Source organism: Stenotrophomonas sp. C-A (assembly GCF_054030835.1).
The window spans coordinates 33141-54268 of record NZ_CM132916.1 but is presented as its reverse complement, the minus strand read 5'-3'; the positions used below and the strand labels follow the sequence as shown (position 1 = coordinate 54268).

General features: G+C 67.6%; 18 protein-coding genes. 7 read left to right on the top strand and 11 right to left on the bottom strand.

The features are described from left to right. Window positions 1-5: 5 nt before the first annotated feature. Both ACW5IY_RS00245 and ACW5IY_RS00240 read right to left on the bottom strand, forming a co-directional pair. Window positions 6-746, bottom strand: a complete 741-nt coding sequence (locus ACW5IY_RS00245; protein WP_160314120.1) for a DUF3592 domain-containing protein — start codon at window positions 744-746, stop codon at window positions 6-8. A 107-nt stretch (window positions 747-853) separates the two neighbouring features. Next, the gene (locus tag ACW5IY_RS00240) at window positions 854-2830 is read right to left on the bottom strand and encodes a UvrD-helicase domain-containing protein (RefSeq protein ID WP_019338128.1); all 1977 of its coding nucleotides are present in this window, start codon (window positions 2828-2830) and stop codon (window positions 854-856) included. A 101-nt stretch (window positions 2831-2931) separates the two neighbouring features. Here ACW5IY_RS00240 and ACW5IY_RS00235 point away from each other — a divergent pair, with 101 nt between their 5' ends. Continuing rightward, entirely contained in the window at window positions 2932-3552 is a 621-nt protein-coding gene (locus ACW5IY_RS00235; protein ID WP_010487338.1) for a thymidine kinase, read from the top strand. 95 nt (window positions 3553-3647) lie between these two features. After that, the gene (locus tag ACW5IY_RS00230) at window positions 3648-4355 is read left to right on the top strand and encodes an SEL1-like repeat protein (protein WP_049436165.1); all 708 of its coding nucleotides are present in this window, start codon (window positions 3648-3650) and stop codon (window positions 4353-4355) included. 42 nt (window positions 4356-4397) lie between these two features. On the opposite strand, the gene ACW5IY_RS00225 is transcribed toward ACW5IY_RS00230, so the two are convergent. The 4 genes from ACW5IY_RS00225 to ACW5IY_RS00210 all read right to left on the bottom strand — a co-directional run bounded on the left by ACW5IY_RS00225 (window position 4398) and on the right by ACW5IY_RS00210 (window position 8471). Further along, complete coding sequence (locus ACW5IY_RS00225) at window positions 4398-6002, bottom strand: OpgD/OpgG family glucan biosynthesis protein (RefSeq protein ID WP_012509627.1); 1605 nt, start codon at window positions 6000-6002, stop codon at window positions 4398-4400. Between the two features lie 105 nt (window positions 6003-6107). Then, entirely contained in the window at window positions 6108-6920 is an 813-nt protein-coding gene (gene mutM, locus ACW5IY_RS00220) for a bifunctional DNA-formamidopyrimidine glycosylase/DNA-(apurinic or apyrimidinic site) lyase (RefSeq protein WP_049436163.1), read from the bottom strand. Between the two features lie 19 nt (window positions 6921-6939). Then, window positions 6940-7272, bottom strand: coding sequence for an EF-hand domain-containing protein (locus ACW5IY_RS00215; RefSeq protein WP_049436161.1), 333 nt, complete (start codon window positions 7270-7272; stop codon window positions 6940-6942). Continuing rightward, window positions 7269-8471: a DesA family fatty acid desaturase gene (locus tag ACW5IY_RS00210; protein WP_049436160.1), complete on the bottom strand. Its 1203-nt coding sequence runs from the start codon at window positions 8469-8471 to the stop codon at window positions 7269-7271. Before ACW5IY_RS00210 ends, ACW5IY_RS00215 begins: the two co-directional genes overlap by 4 nt. A gap of 151 nt (window positions 8472-8622) precedes the next feature. Between ACW5IY_RS00210 and ACW5IY_RS00205 the strand changes: the two genes are divergently transcribed. Beyond that, on the top strand, window positions 8623-9444 hold the full coding sequence (locus tag ACW5IY_RS00205; protein WP_019338123.1) for an ABC transporter ATP-binding protein: 822 nt from the start codon (window positions 8623-8625) through the stop codon (window positions 9442-9444). Between the two features lie 128 nt (window positions 9445-9572). On the opposite strand, the gene ACW5IY_RS00200 is transcribed toward ACW5IY_RS00205, so the two are convergent. Then, complete coding sequence (locus ACW5IY_RS00200) at window positions 9573-10775, bottom strand: DUF4785 domain-containing protein (RefSeq protein WP_049436159.1); 1203 nt, start codon at window positions 10773-10775, stop codon at window positions 9573-9575. A gap of 11 nt (window positions 10776-10786) precedes the next feature. After that, on the bottom strand, window positions 10787-11665 hold the full coding sequence (locus tag ACW5IY_RS00195) for a lipase family protein (protein WP_019338121.1): 879 nt from the start codon (window positions 11663-11665) through the stop codon (window positions 10787-10789). 262 nt (window positions 11666-11927) lie between these two features. Between ACW5IY_RS00195 and ACW5IY_RS00190 the strand changes: the two genes are divergently transcribed. After that, window positions 11928-12767, top strand: coding sequence for an acid phosphatase (locus ACW5IY_RS00190; protein ID WP_049436157.1), 840 nt, complete (start codon window positions 11928-11930; stop codon window positions 12765-12767). 110 nt (window positions 12768-12877) lie between these two features. On the opposite strand, the gene ACW5IY_RS00185 is transcribed toward ACW5IY_RS00190, so the two are convergent. After that, entirely contained in the window at window positions 12878-15148 is a 2271-nt protein-coding gene (locus tag ACW5IY_RS00185) for a TonB-dependent receptor (RefSeq protein ID WP_049436156.1), read from the bottom strand. A 159-nt stretch (window positions 15149-15307) separates the two neighbouring features. On the opposite strand from ACW5IY_RS00185, the gene ACW5IY_RS00180 reads away from it, so the two are divergent. Then, window positions 15308-16324 (top strand): TIGR00266 family protein, encoded by a 1017-nt coding sequence (locus tag ACW5IY_RS00180; RefSeq protein ID WP_054170637.1) that lies wholly within the window; start codon window positions 15308-15310, stop codon window positions 16322-16324. A gap of 177 nt (window positions 16325-16501) precedes the next feature. After that, window positions 16502-17494, top strand: coding sequence for a patatin-like phospholipase family protein (locus tag ACW5IY_RS00175; protein ID WP_019337382.1), 993 nt, complete (start codon window positions 16502-16504; stop codon window positions 17492-17494). A 39-nt stretch (window positions 17495-17533) separates the two neighbouring features. Here the strand turns inward: ACW5IY_RS00175 and ACW5IY_RS00170 are convergent, their stop codons facing one another. Together ACW5IY_RS00170 and ACW5IY_RS00165 are read right to left on the bottom strand one after the other, a co-directional pair. Beyond that, a complete protein-coding gene (locus tag ACW5IY_RS00170) occupies window positions 17534-19534 on the bottom strand; it encodes a hypothetical protein (protein ID WP_049436153.1) in 2001 nt (666 codons plus the stop codon). Window positions 19535-19621: 87 nt separating this feature from the next. Continuing rightward, window positions 19622-20104 (bottom strand): Lrp/AsnC family transcriptional regulator, encoded by a 483-nt coding sequence (locus tag ACW5IY_RS00165; protein WP_004153377.1) that lies wholly within the window; start codon window positions 20102-20104, stop codon window positions 19622-19624. A gap of 125 nt (window positions 20105-20229) precedes the next feature. Between ACW5IY_RS00165 and phhA the strand changes: the two genes are divergently transcribed. Beyond that, complete coding sequence (gene phhA / locus ACW5IY_RS00160; protein WP_049436152.1) at window positions 20230-21123, top strand: phenylalanine 4-monooxygenase; 894 nt, start codon at window positions 20230-20232, stop codon at window positions 21121-21123. Window positions 21124-21128 lie beyond the last annotated feature (5 nt).

Below are 21128 nucleotides of genomic sequence, written 5' to 3'. Positions count from 1 at the left end.
ATCGATCAGCGTGCAGGTGCTGGCGCTGATCGAATGAAGGAGATATCGACATGGTAGTAGCGCGGATTGCCCGGCATGACATGGACATCCAGTTCACGCCCACTCACCTGTGCACGGGGATCGGCCCAGAGATACGCACTGTGGAAGACATGCCATCGAGTGGTTTCAGGATCGCGCCAGGCGCAGACGATGACGAACGGATGCCTTCCCCCCGAAAATACTCCGCGATCGCGCTTGATCGCCCGGACCTTGGCTTGCACCCGTGTCCCGTGGCGAAGGAGCTGCCTGCGCCGCCATGCCCTCGCCGCCTGCGGCAGGCGCAGAAGTCCCGCCGCCAGCAGGAATGGGCCGCTGTTCAATCCCAGTATGACGCTCAGGCTCCAGGGTGATGAGAGCGAACGCACCAGGGCCTTGTCCGGGCGGTCCGGCAGGTACAGCACATCTACATGATCGCCCGTCATGTAGGCACGATGGCGGGTACGACCTGCGATGAACCGCATCACTTGCCCGCTGCTGGTAGTGAAGTCCACCGAGTACACGAACTTCACCACTGAAGTGCGCGAACCACGGCGATCAACACGGATGGCACCCACATGGGTGATCCTGCCATCGGCAATGACCGCCCCATCGAGGAAGCGCCTGGCACCAACGTAGGCCAGAAGCGCTGAAACAAGCAGGACCAGGCCCAGCCCGAGGAAGGTATGAGTGAGAACAGCAGGGATGTCGTTGGACACGATGAAGGACACGGCGCGCACTTCGGGTGCGCTCACACTAGGCCTTAACCCGATGCAGGCTCAAGGCCAGAAGCGTCAATCGGACGGATTGGAATACCACTTTAGTAGCTTTTCGATCCTCAATCGAACAGCGCCTCAATCGCCGCCAACCCCGCGCTCGCCCGTTCCTTCTTGCGCGCCGCATCGGCCACCGGATCGGCACCATCGCGCTGGATCTCCTCGGCCGGAATCTCCTCGAAGAACCGGCTTGGCTTCAACCGCACATGCTCGCCGAACTTGCGGGTGAGCTTGCTGTAACTCATCCACAGCTGGATCTTCGCTCGGGTGATGCCCACGTACAGCAGGCGCCGCTCTTCCTGCAGGTTGCCCTCGTCCAGGCTGACCTGGTGCGGCAGCACGCCGTCCTCGCAGCCGACGATGAAGACATAGGGGAATTCCAGGCCCTTGGACGCATGCAGGGTCATCATGCGTACCTGGTTGCCGCCCTCGTCCTTGTCGCTGCGCGAGAGCAGCGCCAGCTGGCCGGCCAGGTCGGCGGCGGTGGCACCGCGCGGGCCGCCCTCGAACCACTGCGCCAGTTCCTCGATGTTGTTCGCCCGGCGCTGGTAGCTGGCCTCTTCCTTGGCCTGCTGGCGCAGCTCGCTCAGCAACCCCGATTCCTTGGCCACCTTGCGGATCATGTCGCCGGACGTCACCTGGCGCATCTGCGCCCGCAGGTCGCGCAGGATGTCGGTGAAGCGCGCCAGGCTGTTGGCCGCGCGCGGCGGCAACTGCTGCAGGGCGCCGATGGTCTCGGCCACATGCGCCATCGGCATGTCCTTTTCCTGCGCCAGCTCGGCCAGCCTGGCCAGCGTACCGGCACCCACATCGCGCTTGGGCGACTGCACCGCCCGCATGAACGCGGTGTCGTCGTCCGGGTTCACCAGCAGGCGCAGCCAGGCCAGCGTGTCCTTCACTTCCTGGCGTTCCAGGAACATGGTGCCGCCGGTCAGGTGGTAGGGAATGCGCAGCAGCTGCATCGCCTTTTCCAGCGGGCGCGACTGGAAGTTGCCACGGAACAGGATGCAGAAATCACTCCACGGCACGTTGCGCGACTGCGCCACGAAGGCGATTTCGGCGGCGACCTTTTCCGCTTCGTGTTCGCTGTTGCGGCATTCCCACACGCGGATGCGTTCGCCGTCGGCCTGGTCGCTCCACAGCTTCTTCAGGTGCTCATGCGGATTGTTGGCGATCAGCGCGTTGGCGGCGCGCAGCACGCGGTTGGAGCAGCGGTAGTTCTGCTCCAGCTTGATGATTTCCAGCGCGGGGTAGTCACGCCCCATCTGCTGCAGGTTTTCCGGGTTGGCACCACGCCAGGCGTAGATCGACTGATCGTCATCGCCCACGCAGGTGAAGTTGCCCTTCTCACCGGCCAGCTGCTTGAGCAGGCGGTACTGCGCGTCGTTGGTGTCCTGGCATTCGTCCACCAGCAGGTAGCCGATGCGCTCACGCCAGGCCAGCGCGATCTCCGGATTTTCCTCCAGGATCTGCACCGGCAAACGGATCAGGTCATCGAAGTCGACCGCGTTGAACGCCGTCAGGCGCAGCTGGTAACGCTCGTAGACACTGGCCGCTTCTTTCTCGCGGTTGCTGCGCGCGGCGGCCATCGCCTGTTCGGGCGACAGGCCGGCGTTCTTGGCGCGCGACACCAGGTTCTTCATGTCCTCGATGTCGTCGGGCTTGGCCCCATACATCAGGTCCTTGATCTGCGCAGCGGCATCGTCGGCATCGAAGATCGAGAATCCACGCTTCAGGCCCACGGCGGCGTGCTCGATCTGCAGGAACTTCAGGCCCAGGGCGTGGAAGGTGCAGATGGTCACCTCGTCGGCATCCTGCTCGCGCAGGCGCTTGGCGACGCGCTCGCGCATTTCCTTGGCCGACTTGTTGGTGAAGGTGATCGCCGCAATGCGGCGCGCGGGATAGCGCCCGCAGCCGATAAGGTGAGCGATCTTCTCGACGATCACGCGCGTCTTGCCACTGCCTGCACCGGCGAGCACCAGCAACGGGCCTTCGATGTGCAGGACGGCGGCGGCTTGGGGGGGATTGAGACCGTGCATGGGATGGGGATTGTAGCGGGGCCGGGTGACGACCACAGCGGGCCGCCGGTGGGGTTGCTGAACGGCTTCGGCGAAGCGGGGCTGCGGCGTACAATCCGTCGATGGCCAAGCTCTACTTCTACTATTCGGCGATGAACGCCGGCAAGACCACCACCCTGCTGCAGAGCGCTCACAACTACCGCGAGCGCGGCATGCGGGTGGCGATCCTGACCCCGCGCCTGGACGATCGTGCCGGCGCCGGCGTGGTCGCCTCGCGGATCGGCCTGCGCGCCGAGGGCATGGCCTTCGACCGTGACACCGACCTGCAACGCTGGGTCGAGCAGGACCTGGCCACGAACGGGCCGATGGGCTGCGTGCTGGTGGACGAGGCGCAGTTCCTGACCCGCGCCCAGGTCTGGCAGCTCAGCGAGGTGGTCGACCAGCTGCGCATTCCGGTGCTGTGCTACGGCTTGCGCACCGACTTCCGCGGCGAGCTGTTCGAAGGCAGCCAGTACCTGCTGGCCTGGGCCGACGAGATGCAGGAGATCAAGACCATCTGCCACAGCGGCAAGAAGGCAACGATGACGGTGCGCGTGGACGAGCATGGCCATGCGGTGCAGGACGGCCCGCAGGTGGAGATCGGCGGCAACGACCGCTACGTGTCGGTCAGCCGCGCCGAGTTCAAGAAGATCACCCGCGGTGAAGGGCGTATCGATCCTGCGCAGGCCCCGCTGCCGTTGTAGCAGGCGCGCCGGTGCGCCATGACCTCCAGCGGTTTACAAGCAAGCGCTGCCGCGCCTAGGCTGCGGCACTCCTGCTGCCGAACTGGAAGTCCGACATGCGTTCCGCCCTGCTGCTGCTGCCGCTGCTGCTCTTGCTGCCCCCGCTGGCCATCGCAGCCGAACGCCCGTCCGGTGAAGACGATGCGGCGGTGATCGGCGCCGGTTTCATGGACAGCCACCCGGACATGATGTACCGGCAATGGGGCATCAACGCGCTGCGTCGCAACGATGTCAACGGCGCGATGGACAACTTCCGGCTGGCCGCGCGGTACGCGGACAAGCCTGCCCAGGGCTACCTCGGCGAGATGTACTGGTACGGGGTAGAGCAGCCGCGCAATCCGGTCATGGCCTATGCCTGGATGGAGGTGGCCGCCGAACGTGGCTATCCGTTGTTCGTCGAGCTGCGCAACGAGTACTGGGCCACGCTGCCGCTGGAGCAGCATGATGCAGCGCGTGCACAGGCAAGCGCGCTGCGCGCCGAGTATGGCGACGAGGTCGCGCGCCCACGCATGGCCGAAGTGCTCAGAAAGGGGCGCCGCGAGATGACTGGCAGCCGCGTCGGCTCGATGTCCAACAACGTCGACATCGTGTACATGGACGGTGGAATCTCCCGCACCATCAAGGCCGACCGTCTGTACGACCCCAAGTACTGGGATCCGAAGCAGTACGAGCGCTGGCAGGACGAAACCTGGATGAAGATCCGCCGGGGCACGGTGGAAGTGGGTGTGCCGACCCAGTCGCACGCCACCGACAGCAAGCCTTGAAGCAACGGTACCGGCGTGTGGCCGGCACCGAGCCGCATCCATTCAGTACAGCGTGCGCTCCGGCGCACCGGCCGGCGGCGGGGTGTACTGGTACAGCCAGGTCTCGGTGAGGGTCTTGCCGCCACTGCGCAGGAACAGGCGGATGTCGATCTGCTCGGTGCTGCCTTCCGGCGGCACCAGGTCGAACATCGCGCGGTAGCCGTTGATCTCGCGCAGCGGGCGCGCCGACACGATCTCGACCCGGCCACGGCTGGCTTCCACCACCGCCTCGACCTCGCCCTTGTCGATCAGCCTGGCCAGTTCGCCGCCTTCGAAGTCCACCGCAAAGCGCCAGCTGAAGTACTCGCGCTTCTTGCCGACCACGCCGCCCAGGCCGGTGCGGCTGGCCACGCAGTGCGCCAGCGGCGGCCGTGCCGGCGGTTCGGCACCCCAGTACAGGCGATAGCCGACCAGCAGCTCCTGGCCCGGCTGCGGCTTTTCCTTCGGGTTCCAGAAAGCCACGATGTTGTCGAAGGTCTCGTCCACGGTGGGAATCTCCACCAACTGCACCGAGCCTTCGCCCCACTCGCCCTTCGGCTCCACCCACAGGCACGGGCGCTTCTCGTAGAACACGCCGTCGTCCTGGTAGTGGTCGAAGTTGCGGTCGCGCTGCAGCAGGCCGAAACCGCGCGGGTTGCGGTCCACGAACATGTTGAAACGCAGGTTGCGCGGGTTCAGCAGCGGCCGCCAGATCCACTCGCCGGCACCTGTCCACAGCGACAGGCCGTCGGTATCGTGGATCTCCGGGCGCCAGTCCCATGCCATGCGACGGTCGTTCTCACCCACCTGGTACATGCTGGTGCACGGGGCGATGCCCAACCGCTCGATCGCCTTGCGCGGGTACAGCGCACTGTCGATGTCCATCAGCAGCACGTCGCCATTGGTGATCGCGAAGCGGTAGGCGCCGGCCACGCTGGGCGAATCCAGCAGGCCGTAGACCACGATCGTCTCCGAATCGGCCGACGGCTGCTCCAGGTAGTAGGCGATGAAGTCCGGGAATTCCTCCGGCTTGCCCATGCCGGTGTCGATCGCCAGGCCACGCGCGGACTGGCCGTACTGGCCTTCCTTGCCGACGGCGCGGAAGTAGCTGGCGCCAAGGAACGCGGCGAAGTCGCGGTCGGTGTCCTTGCGGGTGTTGAGGCGAAACCCGGCGAAGCCCAGATCGGCCGGCAGCTCGCCGTCCTTGATGCCGCTCTTGCCGTAGTTGAACGCCGCGCCGTCATAGGCCAGCTCCTGCGCCTTGCCGTCGACCACGTCGAACATGCGCACCGGCGAGTGGAAGTACAGGCCCAGATGGAAGAACTTGGCCTGGAACTTGCCCGGCTGGTCGGCCCACAGCGCATGGTCCTGGCGGTAACCGATCGACTGGTACTGGTCCCAGTCCAGGCCTTCCAGGCGGCCCGGCAGCACCCGCTTGTGGCTCTTGTAGGGCGCCTGTGCCAGCGCGCGCGCCTGGCCCTTGAGGGTGGCGAAGTCGAACGGCTGCGGCTGGCCGAGGCGGCGCAGGCCCATCTGGCCGCTCTTGCTGGCCGCGCACGCGGGCAGGGACGGCAGGCCGAATGCAGCCAGGGCGAGGGAGGCATTGCGGATGAAGTCGCGTCGTTGCATGCAGGCGCGTCAGGCACAGAGGGAAGGTCGGCCATCATAGGCAGACAAACGTTAACGGGCAGCGGAGACGCCCCCTGCCCGTTCAGCTGCCGCTGGCCGCCCGGCTCAGCGCTGGCAGTGGCTGCACCAGACGCTGGCGCGCTGGCCGATGGTGGCGTGCTTCAGCGCGCGGCCACAGTTCGGGCAGGGCAGCCCGTCACGGCCATACACCAGCAGTTCCTGCTCGAAGTAGCCCGGCGCACCGTCCGGGCTTATGAAGTCACGCAGGGTGGTGCCACCACGGGTGATGGCATAGCCCAGGATCTCCTTCACCGCGTCGGCCAGCCTCTGGTAGCGCTCGCGCGAGATCTTCCCGGCCTCGCGCAGCGGGCTGATGCCGGCCTTGAACAGGCTTTCGGCGGCGTAGATGTTGCCCACGCCCACCACCACCGCCTGGTCCATCAGGAAGGTCTTCACCGGCGCACTGCGGCCCCGGCTGCGGGCAAACAGGTAGTCGCCGTCGAAGGCATCATCCAGTGGCTCCGGGCCCAGCCCCTGCAGCAGCGGGTGGACTTCGCCGGCCGGCTGCCAGAGCAGGCTGCCGAAGCGGCGCGGGTCGTTGAAGCGCAGCAGGCGGCCGTTGTCCAGGCTGATGTCGACGTGGTCGTGGGCACGCAGCGGGGTATCGCCAGGCAGCACGCGGAGGCTGCCGGACATGCCCAGGTGCAGCACCGCGCTGCCGATGGCGGTATCCAGCAGCAGGTACTTGGCGCGGCGACGGATCTCCTCGATGCGCTGCCCCGGCAGCAGCTCGGCCACTTCCGGCGGAATCGGCCAGCGCAGATCGGCGCGGCGCAGGATCACGCCGTGTACGCGGCGACCCTGCAGGTGCGGCGCCAGGCCGCGGCGGGTGGTTTCTACTTCGGGCAGTTCAGGCATGAACCGATTCTACGCCCGCTCAGCGTGGCGGCGCCGCCAGTTCACGGGCATCCAGGACGCCATCACCGTTGGCATCCTGCGTGTGGAAGCGCTGCACGATCACCTGCCGCTGCCGCTCGCGGCTGATCGCCCTGCCCTTGCCACCGGGCAGCTCCTCGGCCGTCAGCACGCCATCACCATTGCGGTCCATGCGGTCGAAGGCATACAGCATCCACTGCACGTACTCGGATTCACTCACCCGGCCGTCGCCATCGCTGTCCATCCGCTGCAGATAGCTGGCGGTATCGGTGACCTGGGCCAGCGCCGTGCCCGGCAACAGCACCGCCAGCAGAAGCCCGTACCCTGCCCTCACGCGCCCACCAGGCTGTAGCCCTTCAACCGGGAGACGTAGGCCTGCAACGCCGCGATACCGCTTTCCTCGGCCTCGCGGCACCATGCCTGCAACTGATGCAGGCGCTCGGCAGCGTCGTGGCCACGGGCTTCCAGCAACGCAGCCAATCGCCCGCGGTACTCGACCAGCGTGCGGATGCGCGGCCGTTGTTCCACCCATGCGCTGAGCTGGGCGCGGCTGTCCGGCTTCAACCAGCGGCCATCATTGACCAGGCCACGGCGCAGACGACGCGGCAACAGACGGCGCAGCTTGGCACCGGCGTGAGCGGCTTCCTCGCGCAGGGCCGGCATGAACACGTTGCGCTGGTAATCGGTCATCGCCTGGAAGCGGTGCGACAGCAGCGCCTTCAGGGTTTCGGCATCGGGCACGGCGATGTTCGGGCGCACGTCCATGGCCGGCGCCACCCGCAGCACCTTGGCCAGGCGCAGCGCCTGCAGCAGGCGGATCGCGCTCCAGCCGATGTCGAACTCCCAGCGCCGCATCGCGAAGCGCGCCGAGCTGGGGAAGGCATGGTGATTGTTGTGCAGCTCCTCGCCACCGATCCAGAACCCCCACGGCGTCAGGTTCGTGGAGGTATCGGCCGATTCGTAGTTGCGGTACCCCCACCAGTGGCCCAGGCCATTGACCACGCCGGCCGCCCAGAACGGGATCCACGCCATCTGGATCGCCCACAGAGCCACGCCGGGCAGGCCAAACAACACGGTATTGATCGCGAACAACAGCACCGGCCCCAGCGTGGCATGCGGGGTATACAGGCGGCGCTCGATCACATCATCCGGGGTGCCGCGCCCGTACTGTTCGATGTCCGCGCGCATGCCGCGCGCTTCGCGGTACAGCTCCACGCCATGCCAGAACACCTTGCCGATGCCGCGGGTGACCGGGCTGTGCGGGTCGTCCTCGGTCTCCACCTTGGCGTGGTGCTTGCGGTGGATGGCCACCCACTCGCGGGTGATCATCGAGGTGGTCAGCCACAGCCAGAAGCGGAACACATGGGCCAGCGCCGGGTGGAAGTCGACCCCGCGATGGGCCTGGCTGCGATGCAGGTACAGGGTCACCGAGAAGATGGTGATCTGGGTGAAGACCAGCAGCACCGCCAGCATGGCCCACCAGCCCAGGCCCAGCACACCACCGGTCAACAGGGACATCAGGGCATCGGGCATGGCGGCTCTCCGTATCGACGCGGGGATGGCAGACATCATGGGCGCTTGCGTTGCAAACTGCATCCCTGCGGCGGTGCTTCGCATCGCCATCCGTGGCACCGTTCACAGTTGGGGACCTGAGTTGTCGAGCCTTGATCCACGCGCCTGCACCATGACTGCGGCCCCGCCCATCGCGGAGCTGCCCCCCTTGATCGAACTGGACCGCGCCACCGTGGTGCGCGGCCAGGTGAAGGTGCTGCACGGGCTCAGCCTGCGCATTGCACAGGGCCAGCACACCGCCCTGCTCGGCCCCAACGGCTGCGGCAAGTCGACCTTCATCAAACTGATCACCCGCGAGCTGTACCCGCTGGCGCAGGGCGACGGCTCGGTGGCAGTGAAGGTACTGGGCCAGAACCGCTGGCAGGTGGACCGGCTGCGCTCGCAGCTGGGCATCGTCACCGGCGACCTCAGCAGCAACCTGGCCGACATGCCGGGGCTGACCGTGGAGCAGGCCGTGCTGTCCGGCTTCTTTGCCAGCTACGTGGTGCCCGCCTTCCGCGAGGTGACCGCCGACATGCGTGCACGCGTCGGCGAGACACTGGCGATGACCGGCGCGCTGTCCCTGCGCGAGCGTGCCTACGCCGAGCTGTCGGCCGGCGAGACCCGCCGCGTGCTGATCGCCCGCGCGCTGGTCAACCGGCCGCAGGCGCTGCTGCTGGACGAACCCTCCACCGGGCTGGACCTGGTCGCCCGCGAACAGCTGGTGGCGACCATGCGGGTGCTGGCCCAGCAGGGCATCACCCTGGTGCTGGTGACCCACCACATCGAAGAGATCATTCCCGAGATCGAGCGGGTGGTGCTGCTGCGCGATGGCCGTGTGCTGGCCGATGGCACCCGCGCCGAGCTGCTGCGCAACGAACCGCTGTCGGCGGTGTTCGGCGGCGCGATCACCGTATGCGAGCAGGAAGGCCGGCTGACCGCGTACGCGGGGTAATCGACGTGCCTCTGTAGAGCCGAGCCTATGCTCGGCTGCTCCTGGCCGCGGGGAACGGCAGCCGAGCATAGGCTCGGCTCTACAGAAACCGGTGCAGCGGGCCGGAACCCGGCCCGCTGCACGCAACCTCAGAACTTCAACGCCAGCGCGCGCGACTCGATCGGTGCCATCCGGCTCTGGTCCTGCAGCTGCAGGTCGCGCAGCTCGTACGGCGCACCAAAACCAGCGGGCAATGCGGCCTGGTCGAACGGCAGCACCAGCTGGCCTGCGCCCGGGCCATCGAACCACGCCGCCGCGTGCGCCTGTGCAACCGGCTTCAGCTGGCCATCGCGGGCAGTGGCATACAGCGTGCCACGCGCCTCGTAGCGGCCAGCGGCAGCCACCTGCAGCGGCAGCGCCACCTGGCGGCTGGCCGGGTCCGATACCGCCTGGCCATTGAAGCGCGCGGTCGGCCGTGCCACCGCGAAGGCCACCTTGCCATCGCGCAGCACGCCATCGGCCTGGGCGAACACCTGCAGTTCCCACAGCCCCTGCACGGTGCCGACGTCTGCGGGGATCCGCACCTGCGCGCGCAGCGCGCCGTCGGTGGTACGCAGCAGTCGCTGCGGCCAGCTGCGGCCATCGGGTGCGACCAGCAGGGCTTCACCGCCCAGGCTGCCGCGGCGCGAGGCCATCTGCGCGGTGGTGGCACCGTCTTCCAGCAAGCGTGCCTGCAGCTGCACGTTGCCACCGGCCAGCACCTGCGCCTGGTTGGCCTGCACTTCCAGCCGCAGCGGGCTGTTCGGCTCCAGCACCTGCACCACGTAGCGGCCCTGCGCCTGCGCGCTCTGCAGGGTGTAAGCACCGGCCGCACTGGTCGCGCCGGTGCGCAGCATGCTGCTGCCATCACCCACCGGCATGCCGGCATCCTGCAGCGCGCGCGCATCGACACTGCGCGCCACGCTGCTGCGGCCGGCCGGGTCGCGCAGCTGCAGGGTGTTGGCCGGCACTGCACGCGCGCCTTCGGCCGGGCTCAGTTGGATCACCGCGTCGGCAGCCGTCAGCGGTAGATCGACGCCACGTTGCAGCTGCGCGCCATCGACCTGCTGCCAGTAGCTGCGGCTGACCGAGGCATACGGCGTGGCCGCCTGCAGCCGTTGTGCCGGGTCCAACGCCCAGGCAAAGGACAGCGGCGCGTGTTCGCTTTCATCGGCGGGCAGCGGCGCGGCCACCAGGGCGGCAGGCACCTGGTCGCCTGCACGGGCGGCCTGCAGCGGCTGCGCGGCCTGCGCTGCGGAAAGGGACAGCACTGCCAGGACGGCGCCGGCCAGCAGGGTGGATTGAATCGTCATGGTCGTCTCCCTCACTGGGTCAGGTCGTTGCGCAGCAGGGTGCCGAGGCCGAAGCACTCGCGGCGGCTCTGGTTGTGGCTGAGCGGTTCCGCGCCCTGGGTACGCGCCTTGTCGGTGAACCAGGTGGTGCCGGCGGCCTTCTGGCTGCTGCACTCCAGGAAGCCGTCGGAGCAGGACGACAGCCAGTTCTGGGTGAACTCCAGGCCGACATTGGCGGCGTAGCCGCCGCAATAGCTGTTGCTGTCCCACACCGCCGATTCCACATCACTGCCGACCACCGCGCGGAACGGCTTGGGCAGGGCGGGACGGCCTGCGGTGCCGTACAGGTTCTGCGCGTTGTAGGTAGCCATGCTCGCCACCTGCTGCTGGCGCACCGCGTCGTTCTTGTAGCCCAGCAGCCAGCCCAGCGAGGTTTCGAAGGTGTTGCCGTTGAGCACCGCATCGGCCAGCGGCGTGCCCGCCGAGGACGGTGCCAGCGCGGTGACCTTGCGCACCGTGCGGATGATCTTCGGGTAGCGGCTGTCGTAGGTTGGGTTGGACAGGATCCAGCGCACCACGTTGCCGCCGTTGGAATGGGTAATCACCACCAGCTGGGTGATGCCGCGGCTGTCGATGAAGCTGGTCAGCTGGTTGGCCAGGCAGCCGGCGGCCTCCGGCTTCCACATGTACTGGGTGAAGTCGCAGTTGATGACCACATAGTTGCTGCTGTTCGGCAGGCCCTGGCGCACGGTGTCGATGATGGCCGGCTGCCAGTAGTCCTGGGTGGCGTTGGTCTGCGCGCCGGTGCCATGCACGAAGGCCACGCCGACCACGTCGGCGGCCTGCGCCGGCGTTGCTGCAAGCCCGAGGAGCAGGGCCAGGACGGTACTTCCTGTTGCGGTGCTGCGCATCGCTTCTCTCCCTCTGTCTGCGGATCCCCCCGACCCGGCTGGAACTGGACGGCCCTGGCGCTTGCCGTTTTGCCGATGCTCACGGTGCAGCGGCGTGAAAGTCCGTGCGCTGCGCCCGGATTCAGGAGACTGACGTCACTCCATGACGCTTTTCGTATTCTTCCGATGACCATGCCGGGTCTGGCCGTATGACCGATGGCCACTGCGGTGTCGTATTCGGGCTGCGATCATGGCGCGTTGTTTTCTCTTCCGGAGCCTGTCCATGTCGCTGATTTCCCACCCTGCCCGCCCGCTGCTCGGCCTTGCCGTCATCGCGGCCCTGGCCGGTTGTGCCGCCACCGCCGCCAAGCCGACCGCCGTCGAAGCCAACATCACCACCAAGGCGGTGGGCTATCTGGACAAGAGCGCGGTACCGGCCAGCCTCGACCTGGTGCCGGCACCGCCGGTGGCCGGTTCGGCCGCCCTCGCCCTGGACGAACAGGTCAGCCGTGAAGCCCGCGCGCTGCGTGGCAGCCCGCGCTTCGCCCAGGCCGGTGTCGATGCGGAACTCGGCTTCCCTGAAGGCGCCAACCACTTCTCCTGCGCCGCCGACATCGACGTCGATGCGGTGAAGACTCCGGCGCTGTACCGACTGCTGGAGCGCAGCCGGATCGACGCCAGCGCGGCGACCAAGGCCGCCAAGAATCACTACCAGCGCCCGCGCCCGTTCATGGTCAATGGTGAGCCGACCTGCTCGCCGAAGGACGAGGACGGCCTGCGCAAGAACGGCTCCTACCCCTCCGGCCACACCTCGATCGGCTGGGCCTGGGCCCTGATCCTGTCGGAGATCGCACCGGATCGCGCCGATGCCATCCAGGCGCGCGGCCGCAACTACGGCGAGAGCCGCCTGGTGTGCAACGTGCACTGGCAGAGCGACATCCTCGAAGGCCGCTTCATGGGCGCCGCCGCCGTGGCCCGCCTGCACGACAACGCCGCGTTCAACAAGGACCTGCTGGCCGCACGCAAGGAGATCGAAGCGGCGCGCAAGGCCGGCCTGCACTCCAGCCGCGACTGCGCCACCGAGAACGCGGTGCTGAAGGTGCGCCCGCAGAGCGCGCTGTAAGTGATGCTCCGGGGTCGAATCCCTTTCCGCAGGAAAGGGCTCTGACCCCATACAGCAGAAGGGCCGGCATTGCGCCGGCCCTTCTTCATTGCATTACCGCAGTCACCGCATCAGAACTTCGCGGTGAACTCCACGCCCCAGGTACGCGGCTCGTTGAGGAAGCCAGTCAGGTTGTTGAAGTCGATCGCACCGACCACGCGGGTCTGGTTGGTCAGGTTGCGGCCGAACACAGCCACGTCGTACTGGCCGTAATCCCAGTTGTAGCCCAGGCGCAGGCCGCCTTCCAGCGAACTACGGCCGCGGAACTCCGGCGACTCGTAGATGAAGAAGTTCACAGCGCTGCGGTAGGCCCAGTCGGTGTAGGCATACAGCTCGCTGCCATCGCTGAGCGGGAAGCCCACGCGCAGGGTCGCGTTGTGGATCCACTTCGGCGCCTGCGGCAGCGGGTTGCCGTTGACCAGCGCGTAGGTGCCACCGTTGATGACGGTGGTCGGGTCATTGATGGTGCAGCCACCGCCGCAGATCGCCACCGCCAGATCCTTGTCCTTGATCTCGGTGTCGTTGTAGCTGCTGCCGAAGGTCAGCAGGACGTTGTCGGCCAGGTAGGCCTCCAGGTCCAGCTCGACGCCCTGGCCGATGGTCTTGTCGGCGTTGAGCAGGGTGGCGGTGTTGTTGGTGCCGCCCACGGCGATCAGCTGCTGGCCGTCAACGTTGTAGCGGAACACGCTCAGGCCCAGGCGCGCGCGCCGCTCGAACAGGTCGGCCTTGATACCGGCTTCATACGAGATCACCTTCTCCGAATCGGCCTGCGACAGGCCGGGCGCGAAGGCCAGGCGGCCCTGGATCGACGGCGCGCGGAAGCCCTTGGCCACGCGGGCGTAGGCATTCACGTTGTCGGTCAGCTTGTAGACGCCGCTGACATCCCAGCTGACGTCGTTGACGTCGGTGTTGGCCACATACGGGCCACTGACCGGGGTACCGAACGGCACGGCCTGCAGCACGCTGGCGTTGAAGTCCTTCTTGTCCTGGGTGTAGCGCACACCGGCACGCAGCTTGAAGCGGTCGGTGACATCGAAGTCACCCGAGGCAAACACCGCCCATGCCTTGTTGCGCTGGTTCTGCACCACATGGCCGGTCTGCGGGTTGCCCGGCTTCAGCGAGTTGTAGTTGAAGTTGTTGATGGTCACGTCTTCGTCGAAATAGAAGACGCCGGCCTGCCAGTCGAAGCGGCCCCATTCGTTGGATTCGACGCGGAATTCCTGCGTCCACTGGCGGTGGTGCGGCAGGCCGTCGGCCGACTCGGACGAGAACGGGATGAAGCCCGGCCCATAGTTGCCAGCGCCCAGCGATGCCTCGCCGTAGCCACCGTCGATGTCACCGCGGTTGAGCGATTCAGCGGTTTCATATCCGGTGATCGAGTGCAGGGTCACCGAGCCGAGGTTCCACTGCAGGCGCGCGCTGCCGCCCCAGGTTTCCAGATCGGAGAAGTTGACGCCGTCGTTGGCCACCTTGTCGCGGTCGAAGTTCTCGACCAGGCCGTTGCCACCCTTCTGGATGATGTTGGCGCGGAACAGGCGGGCGGTACCGTTGAGCTTGCGCTTGTGCAGGTTGAACAGCGCCTCGAAGTCATCGCCTTCGTACAGGAACTGCACGCGGCCGGCGGCTTCGTCATAGCCTTCGAAACCGCTGTTGGGCGCACCGGCGCGGGTGTTGTCGACCCAGTCATCGCGGCGCTGGTAGATGGCCGAGACGCGTGCCGACCAGCGATCGGTCAGCGGCCCACCGTAGGCACCCTGCACGTTCCAGCTGTTGTAGCTGCCATAGCCCACGCGCACGTAACCGTCGGCATCCTGCGACGGGCGCGCCGAGTCGAACTTGACCACGCCGGCCGGGGTATTGCGGCCGAACAGCGTGCCCTGCGGACCGCGCAGCACTTCCACGTTGGCCAGGTCGAACAGCGGGAAGCCCTTCAGCAGCGGGCTTTCCTGCACCACGTCGTCGTACACCAGCGACACCGGCTGCGACGCATTGAGGTCGAAATCGGTATTGCCCAGGCCGCGGATGTAGAAGCGCGGGAAGGCACGGCCGTAGGACGACTCGATGTTGAGGCTGGGCACGCGCGCGGCCAGGAAGCGGATGTCATCGCCCGCCGAACCCAGCACATCGAGCTTCTCGCCCTGGATCGCGCTGATCGCGACCGGCACGTCCTTGGCGTTCTCAACGCGCCGCTGCGCGGTCACCTGCAGGGCATCGAGGGCAACCGGATCCTTGGCAGCGGGAGTTTCCTGGGCGGCTGCTACCAGCGGCAACAGGGCGGAAAGAGCGGCAACGAGGGGGCGCGCGACCGGAAGGCGGCCACGGGAAGTGCGGGTCGGGGACATGGCGGTAGGCTGTGTTTGGAGGGGTGGTAAAACGGCGCTACCAGATAATTGTTGCAATACAGCACCTGCCCCGCAAATGCCTGCCGTTCATGGCCCCGTCGCCCCGGCCCCCGCGTGCTCGCTAGACTCGGGGTTTTCCAGCCCTGCGGAGCCGCCGCGATGACCCAGTGGTACTTCCATGCCTCCGCCCAGGCCGAGCGTATCGGCCCGCTTGATGACGAGGCCGCGCGCCGTTATGCGCAGGCCAATCCGCGCGCCCTGGCCTGGTGCCAGGGCATGAGCGGGTGGACCTCGATCGCCGAGGTGCCCGAACTGCAGTCCGCGGCCCCAGGCATGCCGAACACCCCGCCGCCGGTCCCCGCCGCTGCCAGCAGCCGCGCCGACGACATCGAGTTCCGCATCGTCGGCCATGAAATGCAGTTCGTGGAAATCGAGCTCGACCCCGGTGAGAGCGCCATTGCCGAGGCTGGCGCATTGATGTTCAAGGACGCCACCGTGCAGATGGATACGGTGTTCGGCGCCGCCAACGGCGACCAGGGCGGCGGCTTCATGGGCAAGGTGATGGCCGCCGGCAAGCGCGTGCTGACCGGCGAGAGCCTGTTTGCCACCGTCTACACCCAGAGCGGCCACGGCAAGGGCAAGGTCGCCTTCGCCGCGCCCTACCCCGGCACCGTACTGGCAATGAAGCTGGACCAGCATGGCGGCCGCCTGATCTGCCAGAAGGACAGCTTCCTGGCCGGCGCGCGCGGCGTGCAGATCGGCGTGCAGTTCCAGCGCAAGATCATGACCGGCCTGTTCGGCGGCGAAGGTTTCATCATGCAGAAGCTGGAGGGCGACGGCTGGGTGTTCATCCACGCCGGCGGCTGCGTGGTGGAACGCGAACTGGCCGCGGGTGAGCGGCTGGATGTGGATACCGGCTGCGTGGTGGCCTACCACCCCACCGTGGACATGGACGTGCGCCGGGTGGCCGGCGTCAAGAGCATGCTGTTCGGCGGCGAAGGCGTGTTCCTGGCCACGCTGACCGGTCCGGGCAAGGTCTGGCTGCAGTCGCTGCCGTTCTCGCGCCTGGCCGGCCGCATGTGGATGGCCGCGCCGCAGGGCGGTGGCCAGAACCGCGGCGAAGGCTCGGTACTGGGCGGCCTGGGCCGGATGCTGGACGGCGACAACCGGTTCTGACCCACTCGTTTGGTAGCTGCCGACCTTGGTCGGCACTGGAGTCTGCGTGTGCCGACCAAGGTCGGCACCTACCGCGCCCGTTTTCCTGAATAGGGAACTTCCCCACCCTGCCCGCCCCGCCACGGCTTCGGTATGCTGGCGCCCTTTCCTGAATCCGGCGCCGCGAGCGCACTGCCGATGAGCCTGTTCCGCCCCCGCATGCTGCTGTCCGTCGCCCTGATCGGCCTGCTGGCCGGCTGCGGTGGCGACCCGGTCCGCCCCACGCCGCCGCCTGCACCGACCGTGGTGCCGCAGGCCAAGCCGGTGAAGATCGGTATCGCCCTCGGCGGTGGTGCAGCCAAGGGCTTCGCCCACATCGGCGTGATCAAGATGCTGGAGGCCAATGGCTTCGAACCGGCCGTGGTGTCCGGCACCAGTGCCGGCAGCGTGGTCGGCGCGCTGTATGCCAGCGGCATGGATGCGTTCCAGATGCAGAGCAAGGCGGTCGCGCTGGACGAAGCCAGCATCCGCGACGTGCGCCTGTTCTCCGGTGGCCTGGTGCAGGGCCAGAAGCTGCAGGACTACGTCAACGAACAAGTGGCCAACCGCCCCGCCGAACGCCTGAAGAAGCCGTTCGCCGCCGTGGCCACCCAGCTGGAAACCGGTGAGCGCGCGATCTTCGTGCGCGGCAACGTCGGCCAGGCGGTGCGCGCGTCGAGCAGCATTCCCGGCGTGTTCGAGCCGGTGAAGATCGGTGGCCGCAACTACATCGATGGCGGCGTGGTCAGCCCGGTGCCGGTCGATGCCGCGCGCCAGCTCGGCGCCGACTTCGTGATCGCCGTGGACATCTCCAGCAAGGCCAGCGGCAAGGCGCCGACCGACATGCTGGGCATCGTCAACCAGTCCATCTCGATCATGGGCCAGCGCCTGGGCGAGCAGGAACTGGCACGCGCCGACATCGTCATCCGCCCGAAGGTGCTGGACATCGGCGCCGCCGATTTCAGCCAGCGTGGCACCGCGATCCTGGAGGGCGAAAAGGCCGCAATGGCCGCGATGCCGCAGATCCGCGCGAAGATCCAGCAGCTGCAGCGCGCACGCGCCGCGGCCGCCGCACCGGCACCCGTGGCCGCGCCGAAGTGCGAGGAAGCCTCGCGCCTGGGCAAGCTGATGGGCCGCAAGGACAAGTGCTGACCTGAGCCAGCGTGTCGCTGCCAGACAGCGACGCGCGTTCTAGCGCGCAGGCCGGTAACCGCTGGCCTGCTGCCGCTCGCGCCTGCGCGCCTGACGGGCCTGCTCCTGCAGTGTCGCCGTGTGCTGCAGCTGTTCCATGCCATCGGCCGGCACATGCAGCTGGCGTCGCGCACGGGTGAGTGCCAGATAGACCGCGCGCACCGGGTTGTGCCAGATGCGTCCGCCCTGCCCCGCACGGAAGCAACCGGGTGACAGCGAGACCACGTCGAACTGCAGGTTCTTCGCGTGTTCGGCCAGGCACAGCGCCACCCGCCCTTCAGCAGGCGTGTCCTGGTCGTCGAGCGCCTGCAGCAGTGACTGCACCCGATCGGCAGACGCAAACAGTTCGACCAGCGCGCCCTGCCCTTCGTCGGCCTGCGTGGCGAGGACGTGCTCCCATGCCGGGTCCGAGGCGCTGTCGTGGCGCCGGCGCCACGCATCCAGCGGCCGCTGCAGCACGCTGCGCAGCGCGCGCAGCGATGCCGGATGCAGGTAGGGCCGCAGCCCGAGCGCGTGCAGCTGTGCCGCATCCAGGGCCAGATCGGCGACGCTGCCATGGATGCGCAGGCCCTCGCTCGGCACCTGCGCCCAGTGGCGGTAATGCAGCACAGCGGTGGCACGGTCGGCGGCACCGACGAACGGCCCACTTTCCTGGCCCAGTCCATCCAGCGCCAGGGTCTGGTTGACGAGATCCTCGACCTGGTTGCCCTGGCGCACCGACTGGTGCATTTCCAGCACCTTCGACGCGGCCCAGCGCGGCACCGTGCCGGACAGGCACTGGTGCGGATCCCCCAGGCTGACCACGCCAGGCGCATGGCCGGCCAGCAACTGCTTCCACGACGGGCTCAGGTCATGCGCCTCGTCCACCAGCAGCATGCCCATGTCCAGCGGCGGGGTGACGCCGCGCAGCGCCAGCCACTTGCCGATGTGCGCCGGGCTGAGGCTGAGCAGCGTGCCCCGCTGCAGTTCGGCGTCGAACATGCAGCGCCAGACGTGCTCGGCGGCCGCCATGTACGGCGACACGTCGAGCATCGCGGCGGGCACCGAACGGTCGAAATGCTGGAACGCCAAGCCCGGTGCCGACGACGCGCACCAACGGTTGATGGCCTCGAACGCAGTCAGCAGCACCTGCTCCGGGCTGCGCCCACCGATGCCCTGGAGGCCGATGCGGCCGGCAATCTCGCGCGGCGTGCGGGTGCTGCGCCGGTAGCTGGCAACGAAGCCCCCGGTGTGGCCGCTGCGCGCGGCATGCTGCGCCACGCGGTTGGCGAACTCGATCTGGGTCAGCAGGCGCACCGCGGTGCTGGCCGGCACGCGGCTGCGGAAGGCTTCCACCTGCCCACGCGAGGGCGCCACGTAGGTGTAGCGGCCCGGCCGCGCATCCATCAGCGCCAGCACCAGGTGGCCCTTGCCGGTGCCGGCATAGCCATCGAGGTCGATCAGTTCATCGGGGTTGGCGGCGATGGCGCGCAGCACGCGGGCCTGCTCGGAGGTGTACAGGCCATGGTGTTCGATCGCACGCGCATCGCTGGCAACGGCTTCGTCCTGGACGTCGTCCTCATCGTCGCTGGCGAACGCGGCCGGGAAGCGGATCTCGTGTTCGGCAAGGGTTTCCTGGCAGGCCTGCTGCAGGTCGAGGCCGGGGTACTCGCTGGGCGACTGGACGATGAAGTCCTGCAGGATCTCCGCCGGCGCCAGCAGCACGCCGTGGGCGGCCAATGCGATCAACCAGGCATCCAGCTCCGGCTGGCCACCGCCACCGGGGCCAGCCAGCTGAGCGGCCGCGCCTTCGTTGCCGGCAAACAGTGCGCAGGCATCATGCAGCAGGCGCTCGATCTCGGCGGCTGGATGCAGGCGCGTCCGGCACAGCTGCGCAGCCATCAGCCCAGCCTGCTCCACTGCGGTCTGCGGTGGCGTGCCATGGGCGATGTAGCGCGCCAGCGACTTGCGCTGCAGCGGCAGGAAGGTGGTGGTGGGCACCGGGTGCTGGAGTTCGGACATGCGTGGAACCGGAAAGGAACGCTGCGGCGAGCGCAGGGCGGTGATGCTCAGCTACCCGCCCGGCTGCGTCAAATCGCGGCGGCGCGCTTATTCCAGCTGTGAAAGCGGCAATGCCTGGAATCCCTTCACCGTGCGCAGCACGAAGCTGGAATTGGCATCGGCCACGCCACCGGCGTTGAGCAGCCGGTCCAGCAGGAAGTGCGAGAAGTGCTCCAGGTCGCGCACGTAGACGTGCAGCAGATAGTCCATGTCGCCGGTCAGTGCATGGCAGGCCACCACTTCATCCCAGCCCTGCACGCTGTCCACGAAGTGGCCGATGGCGGCCTGGTCGTGCTTTTCCAGCTGCACGCGCACGAAGGCCTGCAGGCCCAGCCGCAGCTGCCGTGGCTCCAGCCGCGCGCCATAGCCGACGATCACGCCCTCGCTTTCCAGCCGCTGCAGGCGGCGCAGGCAGGCCGAGGGCGAGAGGTTCACCCGTGTTGCGAGCTCGGCGTTGGTGGCGCGCCCATCCCGCTGGATTTCAGCCAGCAGACGTATATCCGTGCGATCGAACTGGACTTCTCCGGCCATTGTTGCCCCGCAACATGGTGAGTACGCAAGGATATTGCGCCAACAAGGCCAATCGGCGCAACTTTTGCAACCCTGTTGCGCGCACCCTGCCCTAGCATCGTGGGTATCCCATCCAGGAGTGCCCCATGGACCTCGCCCAGCCCCGCCGCGTCGAACACCAGCAGACCGACAAGGGCTACGTGCCGGTGTATACCACCGCGCTCGTCGAGCAGCCGTGGGACACCTACAGCGCCGACGACCACGCCACCTGGAGCACGCTGTACCAGCGCCAGCGCGAACTGCTGGTTGGCCGCGCCTGCCAGGAATTCCTGGATGCACAGGACGAGATGGGCATGAACGCGCACATGATTCCGCGCTTCGACCAACTCAACGAAGTACTGGGCGCGGCCACCGGCTGGACCCTGGTCGGCGTCGAAGGCCTGCTGCCGGAACTGGATTTCTTCGACCACCTGGCCAACCGCCGTTTCCCGGTGACCTGGTGGATCCGTCGCCCGGACCAGATCGACTACATCGCCGAACCGGACCTGTTCCACGATCTGTTCGGCCACGTGCCGCTGCTGATGAACCCAGTGTTCGCCGACTACATGGAGGCGTACGGCCGTGGCGGCGTCAAAGCCCACGCGATCGGCCCGGACGCGCTGCAGAACCTGACCCGCCTGTACTGGTACACGGTGGAGTTCGGCCTGATCGACACGCCCGAGGGCCTGCGCATCTACGGTGCCGGCATCGTGTCGTCGAAGGGCGAGTCGCTGTACTCGCTGGAATCGGCCGCGCCCAACCGCATCGGTTTCGACCTGCAGCGGATCATGCGCACGAAGTACCGCATCGACACCTTCCAGAAGACCTACTTCGTCATCGACAGCTTCGAGCAGCTGATGCAGGCGACGTCGCCGGACTTCACCCCCATCTACGCGGCGCTGGCCAACCAAGCGCATCTGCCGGCGGGCGATGTGCAGGGCGATGACCGCGTGTTCCAGGCCGGCACGGGCGAAGGCTGGGCCGACGGCGGCGACGTGTAAGCACA

What these genes read in the sequence shown, in the direction of transcription:
- ACW5IY_RS00195 (WP_019338121.1), bottom strand. Translation starts at nt 11,665, where the DNA reads ATGCGCAGCACCGCAACAGGAAGTACCGTCCTGGCCCTGCTCCTCGGG.
- ACW5IY_RS00240 (WP_019338128.1), bottom strand. Translation starts at nt 2,830, where the DNA reads ATGCACGGTCTCAATCCCCCCCAAGCCGCCGCCGTCCTGCACATCGAA.
- ACW5IY_RS00190 (WP_049436157.1), top strand. Translation starts at nt 11,928, where the DNA reads ATGTCGCTGATTTCCCACCCTGCCCGCCCGCTGCTCGGCCTTGCCGTC.
- ACW5IY_RS00200 (WP_049436159.1), bottom strand. Translation starts at nt 10,775, where the DNA reads ATGACGATTCAATCCACCCTGCTGGCCGGCGCCGTCCTGGCAGTGCTG.
- ACW5IY_RS00170 (WP_049436153.1), bottom strand. Translation starts at nt 19,534, where the DNA reads ATGTCCGAACTCCAGCACCCGGTGCCCACCACCACCTTCCTGCCGCTG.
- ACW5IY_RS00210 (WP_049436160.1), bottom strand. Translation starts at nt 8,471, where the DNA reads ATGCCCGATGCCCTGATGTCCCTGTTGACCGGTGGTGTGCTGGGCCTG.
- ACW5IY_RS00180 (WP_054170637.1), top strand. Translation starts at nt 15,308, where the DNA reads ATGACCCAGTGGTACTTCCATGCCTCCGCCCAGGCCGAGCGTATCGGC.
- ACW5IY_RS00175 (WP_019337382.1), top strand. Translation starts at nt 16,502, where the DNA reads ATGAGCCTGTTCCGCCCCCGCATGCTGCTGTCCGTCGCCCTGATCGGC.
- ACW5IY_RS00185 (WP_049436156.1), bottom strand. Translation starts at nt 15,148, where the DNA reads ATGTCCCCGACCCGCACTTCCCGTGGCCGCCTTCCGGTCGCGCGCCCC.
- ACW5IY_RS00165 (WP_004153377.1), bottom strand. Translation starts at nt 20,104, where the DNA reads ATGGCCGGAGAAGTCCAGTTCGATCGCACGGATATACGTCTGCTGGCT.
- ACW5IY_RS00205 (WP_019338123.1), top strand. Translation starts at nt 8,623, where the DNA reads ATGACTGCGGCCCCGCCCATCGCGGAGCTGCCCCCCTTGATCGAACTG.
- ACW5IY_RS00230 (WP_049436165.1), top strand. Translation starts at nt 3,648, where the DNA reads ATGCGTTCCGCCCTGCTGCTGCTGCCGCTGCTGCTCTTGCTGCCCCCG.
- ACW5IY_RS00225 (WP_012509627.1), bottom strand. Translation starts at nt 6,002, where the DNA reads ATGCAACGACGCGACTTCATCCGCAATGCCTCCCTCGCCCTGGCTGCA.
- ACW5IY_RS00235 (WP_010487338.1), top strand. Translation starts at nt 2,932, where the DNA reads ATGGCCAAGCTCTACTTCTACTATTCGGCGATGAACGCCGGCAAGACC.
- mutM (WP_049436163.1), bottom strand. Translation starts at nt 6,920, where the DNA reads ATGCCTGAACTGCCCGAAGTAGAAACCACCCGCCGCGGCCTGGCGCCG.
- phhA (WP_049436152.1), top strand. Translation starts at nt 20,230, where the DNA reads ATGGACCTCGCCCAGCCCCGCCGCGTCGAACACCAGCAGACCGACAAG.